The sequence below is a fragment of the Streptomyces sp. NPDC039423 genome (assembly GCF_055598725.1).
This window is the reverse complement of sequence record NZ_JBVKAH010000006.1, coordinates 198,770-224,139: the sequence shown is the minus strand read 5'-3', so window position 1 is coordinate 224,139 and position 25,370 is coordinate 198,770. Positions and strand designations below refer to the sequence as shown.

The 25,370-nt window shown below is 73.0% G+C and carries 22 protein-coding genes; 13 read left to right on the top strand and 9 right to left on the bottom strand.

Annotated features, from left to right (window positions below; translation table 11 throughout):
• Positions 1 to 138 precede the first annotated feature (138 nt).
• A complete protein-coding gene (locus ACZ7LK_RS20780; protein WP_392275150.1) occupies positions 139 to 1,182 on the top strand; it encodes a DUF6528 family protein in 1,044 nt (347 codons plus the stop codon).
• On the opposite strand, the gene ACZ7LK_RS20775 is transcribed toward ACZ7LK_RS20780, so the two are convergent.
• Complete coding sequence (locus ACZ7LK_RS20775; RefSeq protein WP_392275314.1) at positions 1,172 to 1,798, bottom strand: MerR family transcriptional regulator; 627 nt, start codon at positions 1,796 to 1,798, stop codon at positions 1,172 to 1,174. The genes ACZ7LK_RS20780 and ACZ7LK_RS20775 overlap by 11 nt on opposite strands.
• A gap of 255 nt (positions 1,799 to 2,053) precedes the next feature.
• Here ACZ7LK_RS20775 and ACZ7LK_RS20770 point away from each other — a divergent pair, with 255 nt between their 5' ends.
• From ACZ7LK_RS20770 to ACZ7LK_RS20750, 5 genes are all read left to right on the top strand, one after another.
• Positions 2,054 to 3,568, top strand: a complete 1,515-nt coding sequence (locus tag ACZ7LK_RS20770) for a flavin-containing monooxygenase (protein WP_471142505.1) — start codon at positions 2,054 to 2,056, stop codon at positions 3,566 to 3,568.
• The gene (locus ACZ7LK_RS20765) at positions 3,565 to 4,443 is read left to right on the top strand and encodes an alpha/beta fold hydrolase (protein ID WP_392275152.1); all 879 of its coding nucleotides are present in this window, start codon (positions 3,565 to 3,567) and stop codon (positions 4,441 to 4,443) included. The genes ACZ7LK_RS20770 and ACZ7LK_RS20765 overlap by 4 nt, the downstream gene beginning before the upstream one ends.
• On the top strand, positions 4,440 to 5,333 hold the full coding sequence (locus ACZ7LK_RS20760) for an SDR family oxidoreductase (protein ID WP_392275153.1): 894 nt from the start codon (positions 4,440 to 4,442) through the stop codon (positions 5,331 to 5,333). Before ACZ7LK_RS20765 ends, ACZ7LK_RS20760 begins: the two co-directional genes overlap by 4 nt.
• Positions 5,334 to 5,429: 96 nt before the next feature.
• Positions 5,430 to 5,627, top strand: coding sequence for a hypothetical protein (locus ACZ7LK_RS20755; protein WP_392275154.1), 198 nt, complete (start codon positions 5,430 to 5,432; stop codon positions 5,625 to 5,627).
• 295 nt (positions 5,628 to 5,922) lie between these two features.
• A complete protein-coding gene (locus ACZ7LK_RS20750) occupies positions 5,923 to 6,765 on the top strand; it encodes an alpha/beta fold hydrolase (RefSeq protein WP_471142500.1) in 843 nt (280 codons plus the stop codon).
• A 17-nt stretch (positions 6,766 to 6,782) separates the two neighbouring features.
• Here ACZ7LK_RS20750 and ACZ7LK_RS20745 read toward each other — a convergent pair whose 3' ends face one another.
• On the bottom strand, positions 6,783 to 10,265 hold the full coding sequence (locus ACZ7LK_RS20745) for a S41 family peptidase (RefSeq protein ID WP_471142496.1): 3,483 nt from the start codon (positions 10,263 to 10,265) through the stop codon (positions 6,783 to 6,785).
• Between the two features lie 162 nt (positions 10,266 to 10,427).
• Between ACZ7LK_RS20745 and ACZ7LK_RS20740 the strand changes: the two genes are divergently transcribed.
• Both ACZ7LK_RS20740 and ACZ7LK_RS20735 read left to right on the top strand, forming a co-directional pair.
• Positions 10,428 to 11,000 (top strand): TetR/AcrR family transcriptional regulator, encoded by a 573-nt coding sequence (locus ACZ7LK_RS20740; protein WP_392275157.1) that lies wholly within the window; start codon positions 10,428 to 10,430, stop codon positions 10,998 to 11,000.
• Positions 11,001 to 11,213: 213 nt separating this feature from the next.
• Positions 11,214 to 13,385 carry an MMPL family transporter gene (locus tag ACZ7LK_RS20735; protein ID WP_469461273.1) on the top strand — a complete coding sequence of 724 codons (2,172 nt, stop codon included), beginning with the start codon at positions 11,214 to 11,216 and terminating at the stop codon, positions 13,383 to 13,385.
• A gap of 49 nt (positions 13,386 to 13,434) precedes the next feature.
• Here the strand turns inward: ACZ7LK_RS20735 and ACZ7LK_RS20730 are convergent, their stop codons facing one another.
• Complete coding sequence (locus tag ACZ7LK_RS20730) at positions 13,435 to 13,797, bottom strand: SsgA family sporulation/cell division regulator (RefSeq protein WP_392275159.1); 363 nt, start codon at positions 13,795 to 13,797, stop codon at positions 13,435 to 13,437.
• A 160-nt stretch (positions 13,798 to 13,957) separates the two neighbouring features.
• Here ACZ7LK_RS20730 and ACZ7LK_RS20725 point away from each other — a divergent pair, with 160 nt between their 5' ends.
• From ACZ7LK_RS20725 to ACZ7LK_RS20705, 5 genes are all read left to right on the top strand, one after another.
• The gene (locus ACZ7LK_RS20725; RefSeq protein WP_471142491.1) at positions 13,958 to 15,022 is read left to right on the top strand and encodes an energy-coupling factor ABC transporter permease; all 1,065 of its coding nucleotides are present in this window, start codon (positions 13,958 to 13,960) and stop codon (positions 15,020 to 15,022) included.
• A 1-nt stretch (position 15,023) separates the two neighbouring features.
• The gene (cbiQ, locus tag ACZ7LK_RS20720) at positions 15,024 to 15,785 is read left to right on the top strand and encodes a cobalt ECF transporter T component CbiQ (protein ID WP_392275161.1); all 762 of its coding nucleotides are present in this window, start codon (positions 15,024 to 15,026) and stop codon (positions 15,783 to 15,785) included.
• Positions 15,782 to 16,555 (top strand): energy-coupling factor ABC transporter ATP-binding protein, encoded by a 774-nt coding sequence (locus tag ACZ7LK_RS20715; RefSeq protein WP_392275162.1) that lies wholly within the window; start codon positions 15,782 to 15,784, stop codon positions 16,553 to 16,555. The genes cbiQ and ACZ7LK_RS20715 overlap by 4 nt, the downstream gene beginning before the upstream one ends.
• Before the next feature lie 140 nt (positions 16,556 to 16,695).
• Positions 16,696 to 17,871 carry a serine hydrolase domain-containing protein gene (locus tag ACZ7LK_RS20710; protein ID WP_469461277.1) on the top strand — a complete coding sequence of 392 codons (1,176 nt, stop codon included), beginning with the start codon at positions 16,696 to 16,698 and terminating at the stop codon, positions 17,869 to 17,871.
• A 233-nt stretch (positions 17,872 to 18,104) separates the two neighbouring features.
• The gene (locus tag ACZ7LK_RS20705; RefSeq protein ID WP_392275164.1) at positions 18,105 to 18,920 is read left to right on the top strand and encodes a helix-turn-helix transcriptional regulator; all 816 of its coding nucleotides are present in this window, start codon (positions 18,105 to 18,107) and stop codon (positions 18,918 to 18,920) included.
• On the opposite strand, the gene ACZ7LK_RS20700 is transcribed toward ACZ7LK_RS20705, so the two are convergent.
• The 6 genes from ACZ7LK_RS20700 to ACZ7LK_RS20675 all read right to left on the bottom strand — a co-directional run bounded on the left by ACZ7LK_RS20700 (position 18,905) and on the right by ACZ7LK_RS20675 (position 25,370).
• Positions 18,905 to 19,324 (bottom strand): hypothetical protein, encoded by a 420-nt coding sequence (locus tag ACZ7LK_RS20700; RefSeq protein ID WP_392275165.1) that lies wholly within the window; start codon positions 19,322 to 19,324, stop codon positions 18,905 to 18,907. The two genes, ACZ7LK_RS20705 and ACZ7LK_RS20700, sit on opposite strands and share 16 nt — an antisense overlap.
• 144 nt (positions 19,325 to 19,468) lie before the next feature.
• Complete coding sequence (locus tag ACZ7LK_RS20695; RefSeq protein ID WP_392275166.1) at positions 19,469 to 21,109, bottom strand: penicillin-binding transpeptidase domain-containing protein; 1,641 nt, start codon at positions 21,107 to 21,109, stop codon at positions 19,469 to 19,471.
• Between the two features lie 385 nt (positions 21,110 to 21,494).
• Positions 21,495 to 21,827 carry a hypothetical protein gene (locus ACZ7LK_RS20690; RefSeq protein WP_471142485.1) on the bottom strand — a complete coding sequence of 111 codons (333 nt, stop codon included), beginning with the start codon at positions 21,825 to 21,827 and terminating at the stop codon, positions 21,495 to 21,497.
• A gap of 67 nt (positions 21,828 to 21,894) precedes the next feature.
• Positions 21,895 to 23,127 carry a tyrosine-type recombinase/integrase gene (locus tag ACZ7LK_RS20685; protein WP_471142483.1) on the bottom strand — a complete coding sequence of 411 codons (1,233 nt, stop codon included), beginning with the start codon at positions 23,125 to 23,127 and terminating at the stop codon, positions 21,895 to 21,897.
• Between the two features lie 73 nt (positions 23,128 to 23,200).
• The gene (locus ACZ7LK_RS20680; RefSeq protein WP_469463094.1) at positions 23,201 to 23,431 is read right to left on the bottom strand and encodes a helix-turn-helix domain-containing protein; all 231 of its coding nucleotides are present in this window, start codon (positions 23,429 to 23,431) and stop codon (positions 23,201 to 23,203) included.
• Positions 23,432 to 23,894: 463 nt separating this feature from the next.
• On the bottom strand, positions 23,895 to 25,370 hold the full coding sequence (locus tag ACZ7LK_RS20675; RefSeq protein ID WP_471142479.1) for an ATP-binding protein: 1,476 nt from the start codon (positions 25,368 to 25,370) through the stop codon (positions 23,895 to 23,897).

Genomic DNA, 25,370 nt, shown 5'->3' with positions numbered 1-25,370 from the left:
GCCGTGTCTTGTCCCGCCGCCCGGTGCGGGCGGGCGCAGGTGTCCGTCAAGCGGGGCCGGATGGTCCGGAAGTGAGGGTTCGTCAGCCCTGGTGTGGCGGGGCCCGGAAGCGGGGAAACCTTCTGGCAGGGTGACGGTGTGCGCATCACCGCCGTACGTACGCCGCCGAAGTCCGCCCTGCTCGCGGCCGTCGTGTGCGGCCTGCTGATCGCCGCCACCGTACCGACGTCGGCCACCGTCCCGGTTCCCGCTCACGAGATCCCCGCCGGGACGCCCGACGTCCTCCTCACCGACCAGGCCTCCAGGCGGGTCCTGGTGCTCGACGGCCGCCGGCGCGACTGGGACCCGGACGCCGGCCCGGCCGTCGTGAAGTGGGCGTTCTCGCCGGTCGGCGACGCCCGGTACGCCGACCTGGAGCCGGACGTGAGCTGGGTGCACCCGAGCGAGGCCAAGGTGCGCCGGTGGCGCGGCCGGACGTACGTGCTGACGGTGGCCTCGTACGGCTTCGCGGCGGTGGTCGCGTACCCGTCGGGCCGCCGGTACTGGGGCGGCACGCTCTCGCCGGGCACCATCCGGCACAACCCGCACAGCATCGAACTGCTGCCGGACGGCAACGTGGCCGTCGCGGGCAGCACCGGAGGCGTCGTACGCCTCTACGCGGCCGCCACCGCCAGGGGCCGGGCGGAGGTGCCGTACACGACGTACCCGCTCGCGGACGCGCACGGGCTCCAGTGGGACGCCGGGCGGCGGGTGCTGTGGGCGCTGGGCGGCGACCGGCTGGTGGCGCTGCGGGTGGGCGGCACGGCGGCGGAGCCGACGCTCCACGAGGTGGCCGGGGCGCGGCTGCCCACCCCGCACGGGCACGACCTGGGTCAGGTGGCGGGCGACCCGGACCGGCTGTGGGTGAGCAGCGGATCGGCCGTGTACCAGTACGTGAAGAGCACCGGCGCGTTCCGGCGGGACTACCCGGGCGCGGCGGGGATCAGCCGGGCGCGGGTCAAGGCGGTGGGCGACGACCCGGTGACCGGGCAGGTGCTGTCCACGGTGCCGGAGGCGGGCCTGGGGGAGAGCTGGTGGACCCGCACGGTGGCCGTGCACCGGCCCGAGGGGAGCTACCGGCTCGCGGGCGGGGGCGTCTACAAGGCGCGCTGGTGGCGGATCCCGCCCGGCGTCACCGGTTGAGCGCGCGCAGCCGGCGGTCCAGGGCCATCGAGACCTCCGCCTCCACCACGCTCTTCGCCAGCGGCCGCAGGCGGACGACGTCGGCGTCCCCGACCGCGTGGGCGCGCAGCAGGTCGGCGAAGAGGGTGGCGAGCGCGTCGGCGTGCTCCCGGACGCGGGACGCGGCGGACAGCACCGCCGCCAGCGGCACGCCCTCCCGGACGAGCGCGGCCGACACCTCCAGCAGCCGGCGGCTGACGTGGACGATCTCCTCGCCGTCGGTGGCGAGGTAGCCCAGTTCCAGGGCGCTGGCGAAGTTCTCGGGCGTGACCTGGTCGCCGAAGTGGTCGGCCAGTTCCTCGGGGGTGAGCCGGACCGGCTCCTCCTCCGTCGGCTCGCCGAGTCCGAGGACCTCGCCGACGTCCCGGCCGCTCTCGAAGGCGGCGGCCAGGTCGGCGATGCCGTTGAGGGTGTGGCCGCGCTCCAGCAGGGCGGCGATCGTCCGCAGCCGGGCCAGGTGGTGGGGTCCGTACCAGGCGATCCGGCCCTCCCGGCGGGGCGGCGGGATCAGACCGCGCTCGCGGTAGAAGCGCAGGGTGCGGGCGGTGATGCCGGCCGCGCGGGCCAGCTCCTCCATGCGGTACTCGCGGGCCTGCCCCGGCTCCGTGTCCGCCGGTCCGTGCACCCGTCCGTCCGCCGGGCCGTCCGTCCGCCCGCCCGTCCGCCCGTTCGCCCGCTGGTTCGTCACGCCCGCCACCCTATGTCGTACCGCCGGTAACTTCTCCGCCCCGACCCCTACCGCTCGGTATGGACCTGCTCTACTCTCCCAACAACCGTGCCAGTGATTGCTGGCAGAGTTTCACGGATCTCGGAATTCCGATGCGGAGGCGGCATGAGCCAGCACGAGCACGTACGAGTGGCGGTGATCGGATCCGGATTCGGCGGCCTCGGAGCCGCCGTCCGGCTGCGCCGCGAGGGGATCACCGACTTCGTCGTCCTGGAGCGGGCCGACTCCGTCGGCGGCACCTGGCGCGACAACAGCTACCCCGGCTGCGCCTGCGACGTACCGTCGCACCTCTACTCGTTCTCCTTCGCGCCCAACCCGGACTGGCCGCGCACCTTCTCCGGGCAGCGGCACATCCGCGCCTACCTGGAGCACGTCACCGACACCTTCCGGCTGAGCCCGCACCTCCGCCTCGGCCACGAGGTGCTGATGATGCGCTGGGACAACGACGAGCTGCGGTGGGAGATCGAGACCTCGCGCGGGACGCTCACCGCCGACGTCGTCGTCTCCGCCACCGGACCGCTGTCCGACCCCAAGATCCCCGACGTCCCGGGGCTGGCCGCCTTCGAGGAGGCGGGCGGCAAGGTCTTCCACTCCGCCCGCTGGGACCACGACTACGACCTGGCCGGCAAGCGCGTCGCCATGATCGGCACCGGCGCCTCGGCCATCCAGATCGTCCCCGCGATCCAGCCGAAGGCGGGGAAGGTGACGCTGTTCCAGCGCACCCCGCCCTGGGTCATGCCCCGCATGGACCGCGCCATCAGCGGCGTCGAGCGGTGGCTGCACAGGCAGGTCCCGTTCACCGGGACCGCCCGGCGCGGACTGCTGTGGGGCATCCGGGAGTTGCAGGTCGGCGCCTTCACCAAGCGGCCCGACGGGCTGCGGCTGGTCGAGTCGATCGCCCGGGCCAACATGGCCCGGGCCATCAAGGACCCCGCCCTGCGGGCCAAGCTGACCCCCTCGTACCGCATCGGCTGCAAGCGGATCCTGCTGTCCAGCGAGTACTACCCGGCCCTGGCACGACCCAACGTGGATGTGGTCGCCTCCGGGCTCGCGGAGGTGCGCGGCCGGACCGCCGTGGCCGCCGACGGGACGGAGGCCGAGGTCGACGCCATCGTCTTCGGCACCGGGTTCCACGTCACCGACATGCCGATCGCCGACCGGGTGGTGGGCGCGGACGGGATCACGCTCGCCGAGGCCTGGAAGGACGGCATGGAGTCGCTGCGCGGCGCCACCGCCGCCGGCTTCCCCAACTGGATGACCATCATCGGGCCGAACACCGGCCTCGGGAACTCCTCCATGATCCTCATGATCGAGTCCCAATTGAACTACCTGGCGGACTACATGCGGCAGCTCGACGTGCTCGGCGGCCGGGCCGCCCTCGCCGCCCGGCCCTCGGCGGTCGCCGCCTGGAACCGGCGCGTCCAGGCCCGCATGGAGCGGACCGTGTGGAAGGCCGGCGGCTGCGAGAGCTGGTACCTCGACGTCAACGGGCGCAACACCACGCTCTGGCCGGGCACGACCTCCGAGTTCCGGCGGGCCACCCGCGAGGTGGACCTGTCGGAGTACGAGGTCGTCCGCGCCCGGTCGCTGACGACCGAGCCGAAGGGGGCCGTGGCATGAGGGTCGTCCCCGCCGTCTCCGCCGACGGTTCGTCGCTGCACGTCGAGATCCACGGGGCCGAGGGCGCCCCGGCGGTGGTCCTGTCCCACGGCTGGACCTGCTCGACGGAGTTCTGGGCCGCCCAGGTGCGGGACCTGTCCGCCGACCACCGGGTGGTCGTCTACGACCAGCGCGGGCACGGGCGTTCGCCCGCCGTCGGACGGTCCGGCTACACCACGGACGCCCTGGCCGACGACCTGGAGGCGGTGCTGGCCGCCACGCTGGAGCCGGGCGAGAAGGCGGTGCTGGCCGGCCACTCCATGGGCGGCATGACGCTCATGGCCGCCGCCGGCAGGCCGGGGCTGCGGGAGCACGCGGCGGCCGTCCTGCTGTGCAGCACGGGCGCCTCGCGGCTGGCCGCCGAGTCGCTGGTGCTGCCGCTGCGGGCCGGGCGGCTGCGGACCCGGCTGACCCGGGCCGTGCTGGGCGCGCGGGCGCCGCTCGGGCCCGTCACCCCGGTGTCCCGGGCCGTCCTCAAGTACGCCACCATGGGCCCCGGTTCGGCCGCCGAGCGGGTCGCGGAGTGCGCCCGGATCGTGCACGCCTGCCCGCGCGCGGTGCGGGTGGCGTGGTCGCACGTGCTCGCCGGGCTGGACATCGAGTCGGGCGTACGGGAGCTGGCCGTGCCGACGGCGGTGATCGTCGGTACGGCGGACCGGCTCACCCCGCCGGTGCACGCGCGGGCGCTGGCCGCCGCGCTGCCCGAGTGCGTGGGGCTGGAGGAACTGGCCGGCGTCGGGCACATGACGCCGGTGGAGGCGCCGGAGGCCGTGACGGCCCGGATACGCGCGCTGGTCACGACGTACGTCCGTACCGAGCAGGAGGAAGCGGCATGAGCAGGGTGAGCCTGGAGGGGCAGGTCGCCGTCGTCACGGGCGGGGCCCGGGGCGTCGGTGAGCTGCTGGCGCGCAAACTGTCCGCGCGGGGCGCGAAGGTGGCGCTGCTGGGCCTGGAGCCGGAGCTGCTCAAGGAGGTCTCCGGGCGGCTGCACACCGAGAGCGACTGGTGGCACGTCGACGTCACCGACCACGAGGCGATGGCCCGGGTGGCGGCCGAGGTGAAGGAACGCTTCGGCAAGGTGGACGTGGTCGTCGCCAACGCGGGCGTCGCGTCCGGCGGTCCGTTCGTGGACTCCGACCCGGTCGCCTGGCGGCGGGTCATCGAGGTCAACCTGATCGGCGGCGCGGTGACGGGACGCGCGTTCCTGCCGGTGCTGACGGAGAGCCGGGGGTACTTCCTCCAGATCGCGTCCCTCGCGGCGATCACCCCGGCACCGATGATGACCGCGTACTGCGCCTCCAAGTCCGGGGTGGAGGCGTTCGCGCACAGCCTGCGGGCCGAGGTCGGGTACAAGGGCGTGCGGGTCGGCGTCGGCTACCTGTCGTGGACCGACACCGACATGGTGCGCGGCGCCGACGAGGACGACGTGATGCGGGAGTTGCGACAGCGGCTGCCCTGGCCGTCGAACCGGACGTACCCGCTGGGCCCGGCGGTCGACCGGATCGTCGCGGGCATCGAGCGGCGCTCGGCGCATGTGTACGCCCAGTGGTGGCTGCGCGGCATGCAGTCGGTGCGCGGCTACCTGCCGGGGCTCATCGCGACGGTCGGACAGCGCGAGATGCGGCGCTTCGAGCCGCGGCTGGCCGGGGTGCGCAAGGGGCTGGTCGGCGCGGGCGGCGCGGCGGACGAGCGGGCGCGCACGGAGGGTGACCACCTGGTTACTTGATCGAAATGCGCGGTATGTCCGGCCGTGCCAATCTGGTCGAGGCCGGGGACCGATCAGGTTCCCGCAGTCCCCCACATCCTTTCAGGAGACACCTCGATGGGTATCGCAGACCAGTTCAACGACAAGGCGCAGGACATGAAGGACCAGGCCAAGCGCCGCGCCCAGGACGTGAAGCGCGAGGCGCAGGAGCGCACGCAGAAGGGCCAGCCGAAGGGCCGCCAGCAGCGTGACGAGCGCCGTCCGCAGGAGGACACGCGCATGGCCCAGGAGCGGCTGGACCTCGACGAGGTCTGACGCACGCCTGGTCGTGGGAGGCGCACCCGGGACGCCGGGTGCGCCTTTCGCGCGCCCGGCGGGAGGGGGCCGGGCGCTTCTCGCGTGTGGTGGGTGGTGTGCGCTTCTCGCGCGGGGCCCGGCCCGGCGGCGGCCACCTGACCCGCGCATGCGGAGTGCCGCGTACCGCTGGCGCGGATGATCATGGGCCGGGTAGCGTCCGTCACCGGGGCACCCCGGAACCGGGGTCGACCGGCGGCCGGCCCCGACCCGGCGCGCCGCCGGCGCCGCGCAGGCCGGGAAAGGGAGCCGACCGATGAAGCCGACCTTCGTCCTCGTCCATGGAGCGTTCGCCAACTCCTTCTCGTTCGCGCCCCTCCATGCCGAACTGGGCCTCCTCGGGCACCGCTCGGTGGCCGTGGACCTGCCCGGCCACGGATTCGGGGCGACCTTCCCCCTCGCCTACCAGGCGCCGCAGGACCCGGAGGGGCTCGCCACCGCGCCCGGTGCGATCAAGGGCGTCACCCTGGCGGACAACGTGGCCCATCTGACCGGCGTCCTGGAGCGGGCCAAGCGGAACGGGCCCGTGATCCTGGTGTCCCACAGCCGCGGCGGCGCGACGGCCACGGCCACCGCCAACGCCCGCCCCGATCTGATCGACCGCCTCGTCTACGTCTCGGCCTGGTGCCCGGTCGACCTGGACGTCGCCGGCTACTACGCCGAACCGGAGATGGCCACCGTCGACGTCGCCGCCCTGGCCCCGGCGATGGCCGGCGATCCGGCCGCGCTGGGCCTGCTGCGGACCAACTTCCGCACCGCCGACCCGGAGGTCCTCGCGGCCTTCAGGGCGGCGTTCTTCGCCGACGGCACCGACGACGAGTTCCTGGCCTTCCTCAACACCTTCCAGCCCGACGAGAACCTGGACGCCGGCACCTCCGACGACCGGGCGCGGGCCGCCACGTGGGGCCGCATCCCGCGGACGTACATCCGGCTGGCCGACGACAGGAGCCTGCCGCTCGCCCTCCAGGACCGGCTGATCCGCGAGGGCGACGCCCTCACGCCGGACAACCCGTACGACGTCCACACCCTCGACGGCAGCCACCTGCGGTGGCTGGTCCACCCGGAACCGGCGGCCCGGCTGCTGGCGGGACTCGCCTAGTCCCCCCAGGTCTCCCGTCACGCCCCCGGTCGCGGCGGGAGCTCGGGGCGGGCGAGCGAGGGGACCTGGGAATAGTCGGGCGGACGGGACGCGGGGTGCGTGGACAGCAGGTCCAGCGCGACCTCCACCGCGTCCGCGAGCTGCCGGTGGCGGCCCTCCGCCCAGTCCAGCGGGGTGCGCAGGATCTCGATGTCCGGGGCCACCCCGTGGTTCTCGACCGACCAGCCGTACTCGTCGAACCAGGCCGCGTTCATCGGCACCGTGATGACCGTGCCGTCGCCCAGCCGGTGGCGGCCCGTCATGCCGACGACGCCGCCCCAGGTGCGCTGCCCGACCACCGGGCCGAGGCCCAGCAGCCTGAACGCGGCCGTGATCATGTCGCCGTCCGACGCGGTGGCCTCGTCCGCGAGCGCGACCACCGGGCCGCGCGGGGCGTTCGAGGCGTACGAGACGGGCTGGGCGCCCCGGGTGAGGTCCCAGCCCAGGATCCGGCGGGTGAGCTTCTCCACCACGAGCTCGCTGATGTGCCCGCCCGCGTTGCCCCGGACGTCCACGATCAGCGCGGGCCGGGACACCTCCAGCCGCAGGTCCCGGTTGAACTGCGCCCACCCCGAGCCGCCCATGTCCGGGATGTGCAGGTACCCGCACCTGCCGCCGCTCAGCTCCCGCACCACCTCGCGGCGCTTGGCCACCCAGTCCTGGTACCGCAGCGGCCGCTCGTCCACCAGCGGGACGACGGCCACGCGCCGTGCGCGGCCCTCGCCCCCGCCGGGGCGGAACGTCAGCTCCACGGTCGTCCCGCCCGCCCCGGCCAGCAGCGGATACGGACCCGCCACCGGGTCCACCGGCCGGCCGTCCACATGGGTCAGGACGGCACCCTCGCGGATGCCCGTACCGGCCAGGGGCGAACGCGCCTTGGAGTCCGACGACTCGCCGGGGAGGATCCGCTTGACCGTCCACCGCCCGTCCCGGCACACGAAGTTGGCGCCCAGCAGCCCCTGGGCGCGCTGGTAGTGCGGCGGCCCCTCGTTGCGGCGCGCGGGCGTGACGTACGCGTGCGAGGTGCCCAGCTCCCCGAGCACCTCCCGCAGCAGGTCGGCGAACTCGTCGGGGGAGGCGACCCGTTCGACGAGCGGGCGGTACTGGTCGAGGACCGCGTCCCAGTCGATGCCGCTCATGCCGGGGTCCCAGAAGTAGGCGCGGATGATCCGGCCCGCCTCGTCGTACGCCTGGCGCCACTCCGCGCCCGGGTCCACCTCGTGCAGGATGCGGCGGGAGTCGACGTACACGGTGGTGTCGCTGTCGCCCGTCTCGGTCGCCGGGACGGCCCGCAGGTCGCCCTCGTCGACCACGACGAGCCGGGTCCCGTCGCCGCTCACCGCGAACCAGTCGAGGTGGTCGACCAGTTCGGTGCGGCGGGCCTTGGTGAGATTGAAGTGTTCGAGGGTGGGCCGCCCGGACGTGTCGGCCGGGTTGACGAACGTCTCGCCCAGCGCGCCGGAGATCGGCCAGCGCAGCCACACCAGGCCGCCCCCGCTCACCGGGTGCAGGGACGAGTACTTGGAGGCGGCGACCGGGAAGGGCGTCACCCGGTTCTCCAGCCCCTCGAACTCCACCACCACCGTCCCGTCACCCTCGGCGGCCTCCTCCGTGAGGTCCAGCCCGCCCGCCGCGGGACGCCCCTCGGGCGACAGCGCGAACGGGGACGGCGTGGTGGAGGCGAGCGGGACGAGGTGCGGGCGGCAGCCGAGCGGGAAGGACAGGTCCCCGGTGTGCACGTCATACACCGGGTCGAAGCCCCGCCAGGACAGGAAGGCCAGGTAGCGGCCGTCCCGGGTGAAGACGGGGCTCTCGTCCTCGAACCGGCCGTTGGTGACGTCCACGATCGTCCGGTCGGCGATGCGGGCGATCTTGATCTGGCGCAGTGACCGGCCGATCCCCGGGTGGGACCAGGTCAGCCAGGCGCCGTCGGGGGAGAAGGCCATGTCGCGGACGGGCCCGTTGATCGAGCGGGTGAGCTCGGTCAGCCGTCCCGCCGCCCCGCCGCCCGCCCCGCCGCCCGCCCCGCCGTCCGGCGCGCCCGCCGTGGCGCCGGCCACTCCGCCCGCCGGCCCGGCCTCCGGTCCACCGGCCACTCCGCCCGCCGCCGCGCCCTCCGGTCCGCTCGCCGTGGCGCCGGCCGGCTCGGCCGGGGCCTCCGCGACCGGCTCCCCGGGCTCCTCCGCGGAGACCCCGGCAACCGCCTCCCCGGGCTCCTCGGCGGGCTCCTCCGAGACGTCCAGGAGCAGCAGCCGGCCGTCGTTCGACGCGATGGCCAGCCGCTCGCCGTCCGGGTCGGCCGCCATCTCCGTCACATGGCCCAGCTCGCCCGCCGCGAACCGCCGGGGCGGCCGGTCGCCGCTGGCGCGCGGCAGGTGGGCGACCTCGACGGCGTCCGCGCCCTCGGCGTCGGTGACGTACGCGATCCGCCCGCTGCTGCCGAGCATCTCCGGCAGCCGTACCCGGACGCCGGGGGTGTCGGCGATCGTCCGCGCGGGGCCGTCCCGGTGGGTGAGCCAGTACAGGCTGCCGCGTACGGAGACGGCGCTGGCCCGGCCCGTCTCGTCCACCGACACGGCGTCGACGTTGCTCGCCGTCGGCACCTGGTAGGTGCGCCGCCCCGCGCGCGGGCCGCCGAGCCGCACGGCCAGCCTGCGCGGCACCGAGTCCGGGGTCAGCGCGTCCACCATCCACAGGTCGCCCGCGCACTGGTAGACCACGCGGCGCCCGTCGGAGGAGGCGTGCCGGGCGTAGAACTCGTCGTGGTCGGTGTGCCGGCGGAGGTCGGTGCCGTCCGGCAGGCAGGAGTAGAGGTTGCCGACGCCCTCGTGGTCGGAGAGGAAAGCGATCCGGCCGTCCACGAACATGGCGCAGTCCAGGTGGCCGCCCAGATCGGGCAGCAGCCGCTCGCCCTGGAGCCACAGCCGCCCCGTCGCCCCGCCCCGGTACCGCTTCCACGAGGCGGGCTCGTGCGGCGGCTTGCCGGTCAGAAGGAGGGTGAGGTGCTGCCCGTCGACGTCCGCGACCGCGATGTCCGAGACCGGCCCCCACGGCAGGCGCCCGCCGGGCGAGCCGTCCACCGGGACCTTGTACGCCCACGAGAAGTGCGAGAACGGCTGGCCGTGCGAGGCGACGGCCAGGACCTCGCCGTCCGGCGTCCACCCGCACACCCGGGTGTCGAGCGACCCCCAGTAGGTGAGCCGGCGGGCCGGGCCGCCGTCGACCGGGGCCAGGTGGATCTCGGGGTCCAGGCTGCGCCAGTTCGTGTAGGCGATGTGCCGCCCGTCCGGCGAGAAGCGCGGGTGCCCGACGCGGGTCCGGTCGACCGTCACGCGCCAGGCCCGGCCGGGCGGTTCGCCGTCCTCGGCCAGCGGGGCGACCCACAGGTCGTCCTCGGCCGCGAAGCACAGCAGGCCGTCGTGGAGGTGGGGGTAGCGGAGGTACGCGCCGTCGCTGCTCACACAGCCATGCTTTCCGCGCTCGGGGGGCCCGGCAACCCGACCCCGGGCGCCTTCCCCGGGAGAGGTGACCCGGAACACGTACGAAACGGTTTCGTTTCGCAGTGCCGCGGGCATAGGGTCCTCGGTGTACGAAACCGTTTCGTCTCGATGGGAGTCGGAGGCATGGCACGCGGCAGGCTCACCCCGGAGCGCGAGTCCGAGCTGTACGAAGCCGTGCTCGACCTGCTCCGCGAGGTCGGTTACGACGCCCTCACCATGGACGCCGTCGCCGCCCGCACGCACTCCAGCAAGGCCACCCTCTACCGCCAGTGGGGGAGCAAGCCCGAGCTGGTCGCCCACGCCCTGCGGCACAACAAGCCGGTCGACATCGCCGAGATCGACACCGGCTCGCTGCGCGGCGACTTCCACGAGATGCTCGCGCGTTCCGACGACTGCCAGATGGAGCGGGACTCCGCGCTCATGCGGGGCCTCGCCCATGCCGTCCACGACAATCCCGACCTGCTCCAGGCCCTGCGCGACCTGCTCGTCGAACCGGAGATGACCGGGCTCGACGAGGTGCTGGGCCGTGCGGTGCGGCGCGGCGAGATCGCCGTGGACAACCCCGCGCTGGGGCTCGTCCCGCACATGTTCATCGGTGCCTTCGTCGCCCGGCCCCTCATCGAGGACCGGCCGGTCGACCGGGACTTCCTCACCGCGTACATCGACGCCGTGGTCCTCCCCGCCCTGGGCGTCTGACGCTCCACCGCACCACCAGCGTCACCGCGTACCACCAGAACCACCCGGCACCACCGCGCACACCCGGCACCACCCAGTCCCACGCGCACCACCCAGTCCCACCGCGCACCCCGCGCACCACCCGCACCACCGCGCACCACCTGACACGTACCGCTCACGCTGTCGGGCCGACTCCCCATGTCCTTGTCCCACCCATCACCGGGAGACGCCCCCGTGGCAACGTTCCTCTACAGACTCGGCCGGTCCGCCTTCCGGCGCCGCCACCTCGTGGCCCTCATATGGGTCGCGCTGCTGGCGCTCGCCGGCGTCGGCGCCGCCTCCGCGCCCGTCGCGACGTCCAGCTCCTTCTCCATCCCGGGCACGGAGGCGCAGAAGGCCTTCGACCTGCTCGAAGAGCGCTTCCCCGACGCGGGCGCCGACGGCGCCACCGCGCGGGTCGTCTTCAAGGCGCCCGACGGCGCGAAGATGACCGACCCGGCCAACAAGGCCACGGTCGGCAAGGCCGTGACCGAGCTGAAGAGCGGGTCCGACCAGGTCGCCCACGTCACCGACCCGTACACCGTCCAGGCGGTCTCCCGGGACGGCGGCACCGCCTACGTGCAGGTGTCCTACAAGGTCAACGGCATGGAACTGACCGACGCGACGCGCGAGGCGCTGAAGGAGACCGGCGAGGAGGCCCGGAAGAGCGGGCTCACCGTCGAGATCGGTGGCGACGCGCTCCAGACCGTCCCGGAGACCGGCGCGGGTGAGATCGTCGGCGTGGTCATCGCCGGCATCGTCCTGGTCATCACCTTCGGGTCCCTGGTCGCGGCCGGGCTGCCGCTGCTGACCGCGATCATCGGCGTCGGCATCGGCGTCTCGACGATCACGGCGCTCGCCTCCGCCCTCGACCTCGGCTCCACCACCTCCACCCTGGCGATGATGATCGGCCTCGCCGTCGGCATCGACTACGCGCTGTTCATCGTCTCCCGCTACCGCGCCGAGCTGGCCGAGGGCCGCGAGCGGGAGGAGGCGGCCGGACGGGCCGTCGGTACGGCGGGCTCCGCCGTCGTCTTCGCCGGGCTCACCGTGGTCATCGCCCTGGTCGGCCTGGCCGTCGTCAACATCCCGATGCTCACCAAGATGGGCTTCGCCGCGGCCGGTACGGTCCTGATCGCCGTCCTCATCGCCCTCACCCTCATCCCCGCGCTGCTCGGCTACGCCGGCAAGCGCGTGCTCGGCCGCAAGGCCCGCAAGGCGGCGGCGGACGCGCCCGTGGCCGACAAGCCCAACATGGGCACCCGCTGGGCCCGCTTCGTGCTGCGCCGCCCGGTCGCCGTGCTGCTCGTCGGCGTCCTGGGCCTCGGAGCCATCGCCGTACCGGCCGCCTCGCTGGAGATGGGCCTGCCCGACGACGGCGCCCAGCCGACCTCCACCACCCAGCGCCGCGCCTACGACCTGCTGTCGGACGGCTTCGGCCCCGGCTCCAACGGCCCGCTGATGGTCGTCGTCGACGGCGACAGGGCCGCCGCGGACCGGACCGTCACCGACATCAAGGGCCTCGACGGGGTCGCGGCCGTCACCCCGGCCACCCCGAACAAGGCCGGCGACACCTCGATCATCACCGTCGTCCCGAAGGACCGCCCCTCCTCCCCCGAGACGGAGAACCTGGTCCACTCCATCCGCGACACCACCGGTGACGACGTGCTGGTCACCGGCGCGACCGCGATGAACATCGACTTCTCGCAGAAGATGAACGACGCGCTGCTGCCCTACCTGGCGCTCGTCGTGGGCCTCGCCTTCCTGCTGCTGATGGTGGTCTTCCGGTCCGTGCTGGTGCCGCTCAAGGCCGCGCTCGGCTTCCTGCTGTCGGTGGTCGCCGCCCTCGGCGCCGTCGTGGCCGTCTTCCAGTGGGGCTGGCTCGGGTCGCTGTTCGGCGTCGAGCAGACCGGCCCGATCATGAGCATGATGCCGATCTTCATGGTGGGTGTCGTGTTCGGCCTGGCCATGGACTACGAGGTCTTCCTCGTCACCCGGATGCGCGAGGCGTACGTCCACGGGGAGCGGCCCGGCGAGGCGATCGTGACCGGCTTCCGGCACGGGGCGCGGGTCGTCACCGCCGCCGCGGTGATCATGATCGCGGTGTTCTCGGGCTTCATCGGCTCCAGTGAGCAGATGGTGAAGATGATCGGCTTCGGCCTCGCCGTCGCCGTCTTCTTCGACGCCTTCGTGGTCCGGATGGCCGTCGTGCCGGCCGTGCTCGCCCTGCTGGGCCGCAAGGCCTGGTGGCTGCCGCGCTGGCTGGACCGCGCCCTGCCGAACGTGGACGTGGAGGGCGAGGGGCTGCGCAAGGAACTGGGCGGCGACGCCTCCGAGGGCGGCGAGCGGGAGCTCGTACGCGCCTGACGCCTCACGCCGGACCCGAACGCCGTCACCGCGTCGCGCCGTCAGCCCCTCAGTGGGTGACGGGCGACGTGGTGGCGGCGTACGTGCGCCGGAGGAAGCGCAGCAGCGCCGAGGAGTCGAACTGCACCACGGCCACGCCCTCCGGCGCGTGGAACTCCACGATCGTCTGGACCCGGCCGCACGGCCAGATCCCGATGTCCCCGGCGCGGGCCGGGGCGCGCAGCCCCGACTCCAGCAGGGTGCGCGGGAAGCTCCACTCGGTGCCGCCGGGGAAGCACAGCCGCACGGTGGCGGGCTCGGCGCCTTCCGGCCGCTCGTGGCACACCGCGACGGGAACGGGGCGGGAGAGGGGACCGTCGGTCACGATCAGGGCCTTGGTGTGGACTACGACACCTTCCTCAGCGGGGTACATCGACCGACTCCTCACGCTCGCCTCATTTGTCTCTAATGTCCCACCATTCCGCGCGGTGCGCCCCCGCCCCCTTCTGTGATGTGGACGCTCTTGCAAGTCGTTCGCAAAAGGACCCATCATCGAAGCCGTTCCTGTCCGCCTGTCCGAAAGCGGTCCCCGCATGCATGTCCCCGACGGATTCATCAACGCGCCGGTCTCCGCGGCCGCCGGTCTCGCCGCCGCCGGTGCCGTCGCGGTCAGCCTGCGCGGAGCGCGCCGGGAGCTCGGCGGCTCCGGCGCCGACGGCCACGGCGGGGAGCGGACCGCCCCGCTGGCCGGGCTGGTCGCCGCCTTCGTCTTCGCCGTGCAGATGCTGAACTTCCCGGTCGCGGCCGGCACCAGCGGGCACCTGCTGGGCGGCGCGCTCGCCGCGATCCTCGTCGGGCCCTGCACGGGGGTGCTGTGCATCGCGGTCGTCCTGCTGATGCAGGGCGTCCTGTTCGCGGACGGCGGGCTCACCGCCCTGGGCGTCAACATCACCGTGATGGGCGCGGTCACCGTGCTCGTCGCGTACGGGCTCTTCCGCGCCCTGGTCAAGGTCCTGCCCCGCTCCCGCCGCTCGGTGACCGTCGCGTCGTTCGTCGCCGCGCTGGCGTCCGTACCGGCCGCGGCGGTCGCGTTCACCGCCCTCTACGCGGTCGGCGGCACCACCGACGTCCCCGTCGGGAAGGTCCTCACGGCCATGGTCGGCGTCCACCTGCTGATCGGCCTCGGTGAGGCGGTGATCACCACCGCCACGGTCGGCGCCGTGATCGCCGTACGCCCCGACCTGGTCTACGGCGCCCGCGGTCTGTCCACCCCGCTGAAGCTGCGGGTGGGCGGCGAGCTGGTCGACGCCGCCCCCGCACCGGTGGCGCCGGCGGCCGCCCGCTCCACGAAGAAGGTCTGGGCCACCGGCCTGGCCGCCTCCCTCGTCCTGGCCGGCGTCGTCTCCTTCTACGCCTCGGCCAGCCCCGACGGCCTGGAGAAGGTCGCCGCCGACCAGGGCATCGACCGGAAGGTCCAGGAGCACGCCGCCGCCGGCTCACCGCTCGCCGACTACGGCGTCAGCGGCCTCACCGACGCCCGCCTGTCCGGAGGGCTCGCGGGCGCCATCGGCGTCGGCGCGACGGTCCTGGCCGGCACGGGCGTCTTCCTCGCCGTACGCCGCCGCCGCGACGGCGCCCGTACCGGCGGAACCGTCTGACATGGGCGCCGGTCACGCGCACAAGCTCTACCGGCACGGCCACTCGCCCGTGCACACGCTGCCGCCGCACTGCAAGCTCGCCGCCGTGCTCTGCTTCGTGGTGGTCGTCGTCTCCACCCCGCGCGAGGCGGTCTGGGCGTTCGCCGCGTACGCCGTGCTGCTCGCCGCCGTCGCGGCCGCCGCCCGGGTGTCGCCGGTGTTCGTGCTGCGGCGGCTGGTGATCGAGGTGCCGTTCGTCGCGTTCGCGTTCCTGATGCCGTTCGTGGTGCCCGGCGAGCAGACCGAGCTGTTCGGCGTGTCCGTCTCCGTGCCCGGGCTGTGGGACGCCTGGAACGTGCTCGCCAAGGGCACCCTGGGCGTCGCCGCGTCCGTACTGCTCGCCGCCACCACCGAACTGCGCGCCCTGCTGCTGGGGCTGCAACGGCTGAGGCTGCCACCCCTCCTCGTCCAGATCGCCTCCTTCATGATCCGGTACGGCGACGTCATCACCGACGAGATGCGCCGCATGTCCGTCGCCCGGCGCTCGCGCGGCTTCGAGGCCAGGGGCGTCCGGCACTGGGGCGTGCTCGCCAAGTCGGCGGGCGCCCTGTTCATCCGCTCCTACGAGCGCGGCGAGCGCGTCCACCTGGCGATGGTCAGCCGTGGCTACGCCGGAACCATGCCGGTCCTCGACGAGGTGACCGCCTCCCGGGCGCAGTGGTCCACGGCCGCCGCCCTCCCGCTCACCGCCCTGATCATCTGTCTGCTGGGATGGACGCTATGAGTCTCAGTTTCGTGCCGTCGCTCGACGTCCGCGGCCTCGCGTACGCCTACCCCGACGGCCACCAGGCGCTGTTCGGCGTCGACCTCACCGTCGAGCGCGGCGAACGGGTCGCGCTGCTCGGCCCCAACGGCGCCGGCAAGACCACCCTCGTGCTCCACCTCAACGGCATCCTCACCGGCGGCGCCGGGACGGTGACCGTCGCCGGGCTGCCCGTCGCCAAGGGCAACCTCGCGGAGATCCGCCGCCGGGTCGGCATCGTCTTCCAGGACCCCGACGACCAGTTGTTCATGCCGACCGTCCGCGAGGACGTCGCCTTCGGCCCGGCGGCGGCCGGGCTGCGCGGCCCCGAACTGGAGGCGGTCGTGCACAAGGCGCTCGACCGGGTCGGCATGGCGGAGTACGCCGACCGGCCCCCGCACCACCTGTCCTTCGGCCAGCGGCGCCGGGTCGCGGTGGCCACCGTGCTCGCGATGGAGCCCGAGATCCTCGTCCTCGACGAGCCGTCGTCCAACCTGGACCCGGCCTCGCGCCGCGAACTCGCCGACATCCTGCGCTCCCTGGACGTCACCGTCCTGATGGTCACCCACGACCTGCCGTACGCCCTGGAACTGTGCCCGCGCGCGGTGGTGCTCAGCGGCGGTGTCATCGCGGCGGACGGCCCGACCGGCGAGCTGCTCGGCGACGAGGAGCTGATGCGCGAGCACCGCCTGGAGCTCCCGTTCGGCTTCGACCCGGCCGCCAGGCCGACCCGGAAGCCCGCGCCCCGCTAGGGCGTGTGTCGAAAGTGGCGTCGTCCGCCCGGAGGGCGGGGCAGCGGGCGTGCCGGGCGTTCCCGGCCAGACGGGACTTTCGACACACGCCCTGGCACGTTGCACCATGGGGTGAACGATCGCGAGAGGAGCGTGGGAGCGTGGACGTCCAGGACATCCAGGACATCCAGGGCACGGTGCAGCCGGGTTTCGAGCCGGTCAGGGACGCGTTCCTGCGCAACTTCCGGCAGCGCGGCGAACGCGGTGCCGCGGTCGCCGTCTACCGGGACGGCCGCAAGGTCGTCGACCTGTGGGCGGGCGTCAAGGACGTCGACGGCACCGCCCCGTGGGCCGTGGACACCGCCCAGGTGGTCCGCTCGGCCACCAAGGGCGTCGCCGCCGCCGTACCCCTGCTGCTGCACCAGCGCGGGCAACTGGACCTGGACGCCCCGGTCGGCACGTACTGGCCGGAGTTCAAGGCCGCCGGCAAGGAGCGGGCGCTGGTGCGCCACCTGCTGTCGCACCAGGCGGGCGTCCCGGCCCTGGACCGGCCGCTGACCCTGGCGGAGGCGGCGGACCCGGACGTGGCGTCCGACGCCGTCGCCGCCCAGGCACCCGCGTGGGAACCGGGCACCGGCCACGGCTACCACCCGCACACCTACGGCTGGCTGCTGGCCGCGCTGGTCCTGCGGGTCACGGGCCGCACCATCGGCCGCTGGGTCGCGGAGGAGATCGCCCGCCCGCTCGGCCTCGACCTGTGGATCGGCCTCCCGGCGGACGAGGCCCACCGGGTCGGCCGCATCGGCCCGGTCGAGGAACCGGCCACCGGCGGAGCCCTCACGCTCCGCCCCAAGCGCTCGGTCGCCGACGCCTACGCCGACCCCGGCTCGCTCACCCGCCGCGCCTTCGGCGCCATCGACCCGGCCCCCGACGAGAACGACCCGGCCTACCGCGCCGCCGAACTCCCCGCCTCGGCCGGCATCTCCACCGCCCGCGCGCTCGCCCGCTTCTACGCCGCGACCCTCGGCCCGGTGGACGGCCACCGCCTCTTCGCCCCGGCGACCCTCGCGATGGCCCGCACCGAGGAGTCCGCCGGTCCCGACCGGGTCCTGGTGGTCTCCACCCGCTTCGGCCTCGGTCACATGCTGCACGGCCCCGCGTCGCCGCTGCTGTCCCCGGGGTCCTTCGGGCACCCCGGGCGGGGCGGTTCGCTGGGCTTCGCCGACCCCGCCTCGGGCATCGCCCTCGGCTACGTCACCAACGGGATGCGCAAGGGCGTCACCGCCGATCCGCGGGCCCAGGCCCTGCTGCGGGCGGTCAAGGCGTCGATCGCGTGAGGCCGCGGCCGCGCCCCGGATCCGTACGCCCAGCTCCGCGACCCCCGTGCGCGGAGCGGAGCACGCGCCCCGCACCGGCCGGCTCAGGCCGTGCGGGGCGCTCCACCGAGCGGCCCTGGAGGCGGTGCCTCCGGGTGTAACCAGTCGGCGGGTGGGGATCCGTCCCCCCTACGATGGCAGCGCGGCCGAGGCCGATCCATGGGGAGAACTGCGTATGGACTGCGGAGGGAGCCGTGGCGTACCCGGGGGAGCACGACTACGAGCGGATGCTCGGTCTGGCCGTCGCCGTCATGGAGAGCCGACGGCCCGGCGAGGTGTGGCGGCTGGTCGCCGCGGAACTGCTGCGCCGGCTCGACGGCTCGCTGCTGCTGGTGAAGGACGACGAGTGGACCCCGTCCGGCGGCGCGGTCGGCGTCTGGCTGCCGGACGCGCCGGCTCCGGTCGCACCGGACGACGACACCGCCCGGCTGATCCGCTCCGGGTACCCCTTCGCGGGCCACTACGGCGACCACGGCGACCGGGACCCCAGGACGGCGGCCCAGGTCGCCGGCGACCGGGCCTGGTCCCACAGTGAGACGGCCAGCGAGCTGCGGCGGTCCTTCGGCACCCGCCACATGCTCGGCCTGCCGCTCCCCGGCGACGACGGCGCCGTCCGCGGCTTCATCGTCCACCGGGACGGCGCCGACTTCGACGCCCGGGACCTGCTCTACGCCGCTCGGGTCCAGCCGCTGCTGTCCGCCGCCGCGGCGCACCACCGGCTGCTGGCCCACCGGTGCGGGGACGGGCCCGTCGCACCGGCGGACGAGCGGCACGGGCTGACGCCCCGTGAGACGGCCGTCCTGCGGACGCTCGCCGAAGGGCTGCCCGCCACGGCCATGGCCCGGCGGCTCGGTGTCTCGGTCCGGACGGTGCACAAGCACCTCCAGAACCTCTACCGCAAGCTCGACACCGCCGACCGCCTCGGCACGGTCCTCCGCGCCCAGGAGCTGGGTCTGCTGACGGCAGCCCCGGGAGCGGCGGCCCGGCCCGGCGGTCAGTGGACCTGCTGACCCGTCAGCAGCCCCAGGAGCTGGTCCATCTCGCCCCGCCAGATGCGGTGCACGTTCATCCGGGTCGGCTTCTGCTGCCCGGGCAGCAGGACGCGGAACGAGCTCCATATGGTGTTGCGCCGTACGTCACCGATCATCGCGCCGACCTGCGCGGGCGGCAGCGCGAACGCGATCTCCTGGGGGCGGTTGCTCATCCGGCTCGCCTTGTGGATGACGACGCTCTGCTCGGTCAGGGTGATGAAGTAGTACGTCAGGAACGCCTGACCGATCAGCCCCAGCATGCTCATCAGCCACACGCTGGGCCCGGCGACGGCCTGGATGGTGACGACGGGACGGTCGGTCGGGTTGGCCTGCGCGAGGGCCTCCGCCACTTGCTGCTGAATGGTCGCCTTCTTGATGGCCATCGGGCCCTCCCCAGGATGCGGAATGTAAGCCCCCACTTCCGGGGGCACCGCAGAATACCCAGGCGGTCCGGCCCGGCCACGGGCGGTCCCGGGAAGCGCCCGCGGCCCGCACGGCGGAGTGTCGCGCACCGGCCGCGCGGGGCGTCACCGGGCCCGGAGCACCGCCGCGACGACCGGGCCCGCCGCGTCACCGCCGTGGCCGCCCGACTGGACGACCGCCGCGGCCGCCAGGTCGTCCGCGAACCCGGCGAACCAGCTGTTGGAGTCGGTCTGCCCGCCGACCTCCGCCGACCCGGTCTTGGCGCCCTTGTCGCCGCCGACACCGGCCATGGCGGCCGCACCCGTCCCGCTGGTCGCGGTGGCCCGCATCATGTCGCGGAGCTGCTGGGCCGCGCCCGGTTCCAGGCCGCGTGCGGCGGTGGCGACCTCCCGGCCGTCCAGCGAACGCGGCACGATGACCGGCTGCCTGAAGGAACCGTTCTTCGCGGTCGCCGTGATGGAGGCGATGTTGAGGACGTTCATCTGGACCGTGCCCTGCCCGATGTACTGGGCCGCCGCCTCGCCGCCGGTCTCCGCGGGCACCGAGCCGTCCCAGGAGGGGATGCCCGTCTGCCAGTTCAGGCCGATCCCGAAGACGTCGCGGGCCTCCCGGCCCAGGGCGGCGTCGTCACCGACGTCGTCGATCAGCTTGATGAACGCGGTGTTGCAGGACTTCTTGAAGCTCTGCTGGAAGGTGCTGCCCGCCGGCAGGTCGAAGTGTTCGAGGTTGTGGAAGGTACGGCCCTGGTACATGGCCTCCTCAGGGCATTCGGCCGGGCGGTCCGCGCTCACCAGGCCCTTCTCCAGCAGCATCGCCGCCGTCATCACCTTCAGGGTGGAACCGGGGGCCTGCTTGCCCAGGAACGCCGCGTTGAAGGCGTCCGCGCGGTTGTTGGCGACCGCCCGGACCTCACCCGTGGACGGCTTGACGGCCACGACCGACGACTCGCCGAATCGCTGGACCGCCCGCTCGGCCGCCGCCTGCACCCCGGCGTCCAGCGTGGTGGTGAGCTTGCCCGGCACGCCCTTGGCGAGCGTCAGGAGCGTCTGGTCGGCGACGCCCTCGGCCGGGGAGTCGATCCAGGTCTCGATGCCGGGCCGGCCGCCCGCCTCGGCGCCGTACTTCTCGCGGAGTTGGTCCAAGATGGGCTTCAGGGACGGGTACTTCTCCGGCGTCAGCTCCACCCCCTCGTGGTCGACCGCCCGGACGGGCGGGTTCGCCGCCTCCCCGGTGCGCAGCACCGACCCCTCGGTGAGCTTGGGGTGGATCACCGACGGCTTCCAGTCCACCAGCGGCAGGCCGCTGGTGACGCCCCGGACGACGGTGAGTTCGGAGGCGTACGCCAGGCGCTGGGAATGCCCCTCGTACGTCACGGTGGCGTCGACCGTGAACGGCACCCTCGCCCCCACCGGCGTGCCGGGCGTGATGACCGCCTTCGCCACGTGGGCCTCCTTCCGGAAACCCGCCACCGCGGGCCCGGCGGAACCGGCGTCGTCGGTCAGCGCGCCCGCCGCGGTGTCGTCGCCCGCCGCCCAGGCGGCCAGGAAGTCCTTCGCCGTCCGCTCGACCTCCTCGGCGGTCACCGGACCGCTGCCGGCCCGCCTCGGGGCCGATGCCGACGCGGTGTTCACCCCGTCCGCCCCGCCGGTGATCCCGTTCCAGACGTTGTACGCCCCGTACCCCACACCACCGGCCACGACGGTGAACACACCGGCGACGACGGCGACCTTCGCTCCACTCCGCATCGTGCGGTCCCCCTCCCCTGGAGCCCACTTGAACACGTTCAAGCAGTCAACTCGGGTCACCCTACGGGACGGTAGTGACGCCCGAGGCGACCGTTATCCGACCGGAACACCACGGCCCCGGACACCTGCGACGGTGTCCGGGGCCATGGGCCGACCGGCAACGCGGGAGGCCGATCCACCGGTGGCGCCCGCTCCTGATCACACCCAGGTGTCCAGCCACATCCGGTCGCGCCAGTCGTCCATGGGGATCGACTGGCCGGTGTAGAGGGGCCAGAAGTAGATGAAGTTCGCGTGATTCACGCGGACAGGGCGTCGACCAGGGCGGTTGGCCCCAACCGGGGCCGTCTCAGGCACCTTGGGCCGTCTGTGGGCCGTGGAGTGTCTTTCAGCCGAACTGGTCCTCGTTGCGTTCCATGAGGCCCCAATATTCTTTGTCGTCACTCTTTGACAGCCGCACGGCGCCTGCGCGGACGAGGTGTCTCTGCAGCTCGGTGTCGTCGAACCCGTCGCCGATAACCTCCTTGATCGCTCCGTATGACCGCCTCCTCCACTTGCTGTGCATGAGGAGTCGACGGATGACGGTTTCCGCCATGTACTCCGTTCGCAGATCCTCGCGCTTCAGCTCAACTGCCTGCTTCGCCTGTAGGCGGGCCACGACAAGCGATGCTGCGACTGTGAGGACCCCGATTAGTAGAGATACTGCTACTTCGTCACTCATGCTGATGAAGCTAGCGCCTGAACAGGTAGGAAGTGCTCAACCTGCTCAGTCACCCGAGGGATATCGCTCAGTCGACGGCTCCAGAAAAGATCCGTTCCACGGCCGAGCGCGTGCGTCCCTCACTGCTTGGCATGAGGTGCGTGTACGTCCTGAGCGTGAATCCCGGATCGCTGTGACCGAGGTACTGACTCAGGGCCCGGATGTTCTCGCCGGCGTCCAGCAGCACGGACGCGTAGAAGTGCCTGAGCGCGTGCATGCCGTGCTCGCGCGCCGACGCGTACCGCGCGCCCCCTTCCGCGTCGGGGATGATGCCGGCGGCAGCCAGAGCGGGCTTCCAAAGCCGATCGTTGAAGTGGCTCACGCGTACATGCCTCCCCTCGGCACCACTGAAGACGAGCCGCTTCGTCATGAGGGGACCGTCAGGCGTGCGCCACGGAAGCGTCACGTCGATCGGCGCGAACTCCGTCACATGGTCCCGAAGCGCGGCGGCCACGGCCTTCGGTAGCGGTACGTCCCGGACCTTTCCGCCCTTGGGCAGGGCGAAGACGTACTTGCCCCGAATGCGCTTGAGCTGATGGCCCACAGCCAGCCACCCGCCTACGTAGTCGAGTTCATCGACAGCCAGGCCGAAGATTTCGCCGTGCCGGAGCCCGCATCCTGCCCCGGCGTCCACGGCGGCCTGGTAGCGCCGGGGGAGGGCAGCGCGTACGCCGAAGACCTGCTCTGCCGTCCACGGGACGACGCGCGGCTTGCCCGGTTTCGGGAGCTGCACCGTGCGGGCACGGCACGGGTTCTTGCTGAGCAGCCCGTCGTCCACCGCCGCGCTCAGCGCTGCGGAAACGGTGCCGACGATGATGCGGCGGTGCGACTCGGCCGGCACGGTCCCTTCCAGGTCGGCGATCCAGGCGCGGATGTGCTCCGGCTTGAACGAGCCGAGCGGACGGGAGCCGATGTGGGGATACGCATGCAGCCGGAGACGACGCTCCGCAGCCTCTCGACTGTTGATCTCGCCGGTATGCGTCTTGACCCAGCGTTCCGCGTACTGCCGGAACGTGGTCCGTGCGGTGCGAGGGTCGATGTACTGGCCGCGCGACATGTCCGCTTCGATCTGGGTGAGCCACTGTTTGGCGAGCCGCAATTCTTTGTCGCGGAACGACTTGCTTTTCTCGGTGCCGTCCGGGCCGACGTACCGGGCGCGGTACCGGAGGCCCGACCCATGTCGGTCGGTCTTGACCTTGAGGGGCTTGCCGTCGGGGCTGGTGACAGTCTTGAACCACCGGTCTTGGATGTGGCCTGCCATGGAGGGACGGTCCCTTCTTGGTACGAGGGCGGGCCGTTGGGCGGCCCGCCCTCGTGGCGTACGGACTGGGGTATTAGGCGGCGAGGTCGGCGGCCATGCGCTCGGCGGCCCAGCGGTGGACTGCGGCGGGGTCGTAGCGGATGTGCTTGCCGACGCGGAAGCCGGGCGGGCCGGTGCGCTTCTTGCGCCACTGGTAGACGGTCTCTTTGGGCACGTCGAACAGTTCGGCGATGTCGTCGGGGGTGAGGTAGCGGTCCGGGAGTCCGGCCCGGAGCGTGGTCCGGGGGTCGGTGTCGGGTCTCACTGGGTGCCCTCCGGAAGCGGCGTTGGGTGGCTTGGGCGTCCGGGTGTGTCCGAGGTGCGGATTTCTGCGTCACTGCGTCATCTGCGTCACGTCACTCGTCTGAGCTGCGGGTTCTCGTGACGCAGTGGCTGTTGGCGTGCGTCATCGGTGACGCAGGGCGTGCGTCACCGATGACGCTCGTGACGCGGAATGACGCAGCCGCAGCCGTCTGCGTCACTCCTATTGCGGCAGGTCACGGGCCGTTTAGGAGCCCTGAGTGACGCAGATGACGCAGCATCTTTTCCCTTAGGACAAAGGGAGGGGTTCTTCTTGTGGTGCGGTGCGGCTCAGGGAGCGAATGCGGAGCCGCTTCGCGGCGCGACCATCGGGCGGCGGCGAGCCGCCGAACTGCAAGAGGAGCACGTCCACGCGGCGCCCGGTGCTCTTCTTGCTTGTCCGCGCCGCGCCAGCGTGGCGCGGCAGGTCAGGTCAGCGCTTCCTGCTGCTGTGCGGGAGGCGTGGGCGGGCGGGTCATAGCGATGTAGCGGGCGGAGCCGGTGCGGCCCCAGTCGATGAGCACCCCCCGGGCGCCCAGCGTCGGCTGGAGGCGCTTGAGGCGGTCGGAGAGGACTTTGCCGGTCGTGGGCCACCCCTTGGGCAGGGGACGGCACTCCTCGCCGCTGTAGAGGCCGGTGAGGGCATACAGCCACTCCGAGGACGTCATCCGCGTCTCTTCGCCCGACATCATGCCGGCGGCGTGCTTCAGCACCGTCTGGGCCAACAGGTCACCCTCGATGACGTCGTCGTTGAGGTCGTCCAGGCTGGCCCGGTAGGCGTCCAGCGAGCCGAAGCCGGTCGCGGCGTCGAGCTGCGCGCACAGGTGCGCGAAGTCAGCCATCCGCAGATCGGTCGGAATGTCCGCCTCTGAGGCCCGCACCTTCACCGTCAGGTCCAGGAGCGAGCCGAGGATGACGGGCAGCACCTGTTCGTACTCCGCCCACAGCTCCGCCTCGGTGCGCCGCACCCGGGGGCGCTCCAGACGCAGGGGCAGCAGCCGTTCGGCGAGGTCGGGCCGGATCACGCCGACGTCGATGCCGGTCAGCAGCATCGGCCGGCGGTATCGGGCGCGGAAGACGTCCCCGTCGGTGAACAGGGCGCGCTTGACGTTCTCGGCGCCGGTCACGATGCAGCACATCGCGTCGGACAGGTCCGGGGTCATGTGGGAGAGGTTGTCCAGGGCAGTGACCCACCCGGCGGCGACGGCCGCGGTCAGGTTCTCCTCGTCCTTCGGGGCGCGGCGCAGGTCGCCGCTCATGCCCTCGATGATCCGAACCAGCATCCGCCCGGCGGTGGACTTCCCCGCGCCCTGGGGGCCGGTGAGGAACGGCGCCGGGACGGGAACGGACGGTTCGAGGCAGCCGATGAGCCAGGCGATGGCCAGGCACTCGGTCTCCGCGTTGGCGAAGTTGGTCAGCCGCAGCAGGAGGTCGATGCCCTTGCCGTTGGTGTCCTTGGCCGGCAGGGGCAACTCCCCGGTGAGCTGGGTACGCCGCCAGCAGACCTCACGGGGGTCCGGGACGGTGATGTCCCACCCGGTGGGGTGGATGCGGACCGACTGCCCGTCGTTGCGGCCCAGGTCGAGCCATGTGGCGCCGTCGAAGCCGGGCGCGACGCGGATGTGTACGGGCTGGGTCTCCTCGGTCAGCGCCAGCGCCTCGATCAGGTCGAGGGCTTCCTTGAGGGCGGTGCCGTTGAACACGCCGACCCCGTCGCGGAAGAGACCGACCATGAGTTCCTGCCGGTGGCTGCCCGTGGTGCCCTGGGACCGGATCGGCCGGGCCACGGGGTGACCGTTCCTCTGCGCGTAGACGGTCCCGTCGGCGGTGCGGAAGTACCGGAAGTGCGCCTGTGCGTAGTCGGTGATGACCTCGCGAGCCGGGGTCTTCTCGTCCTCGGACAT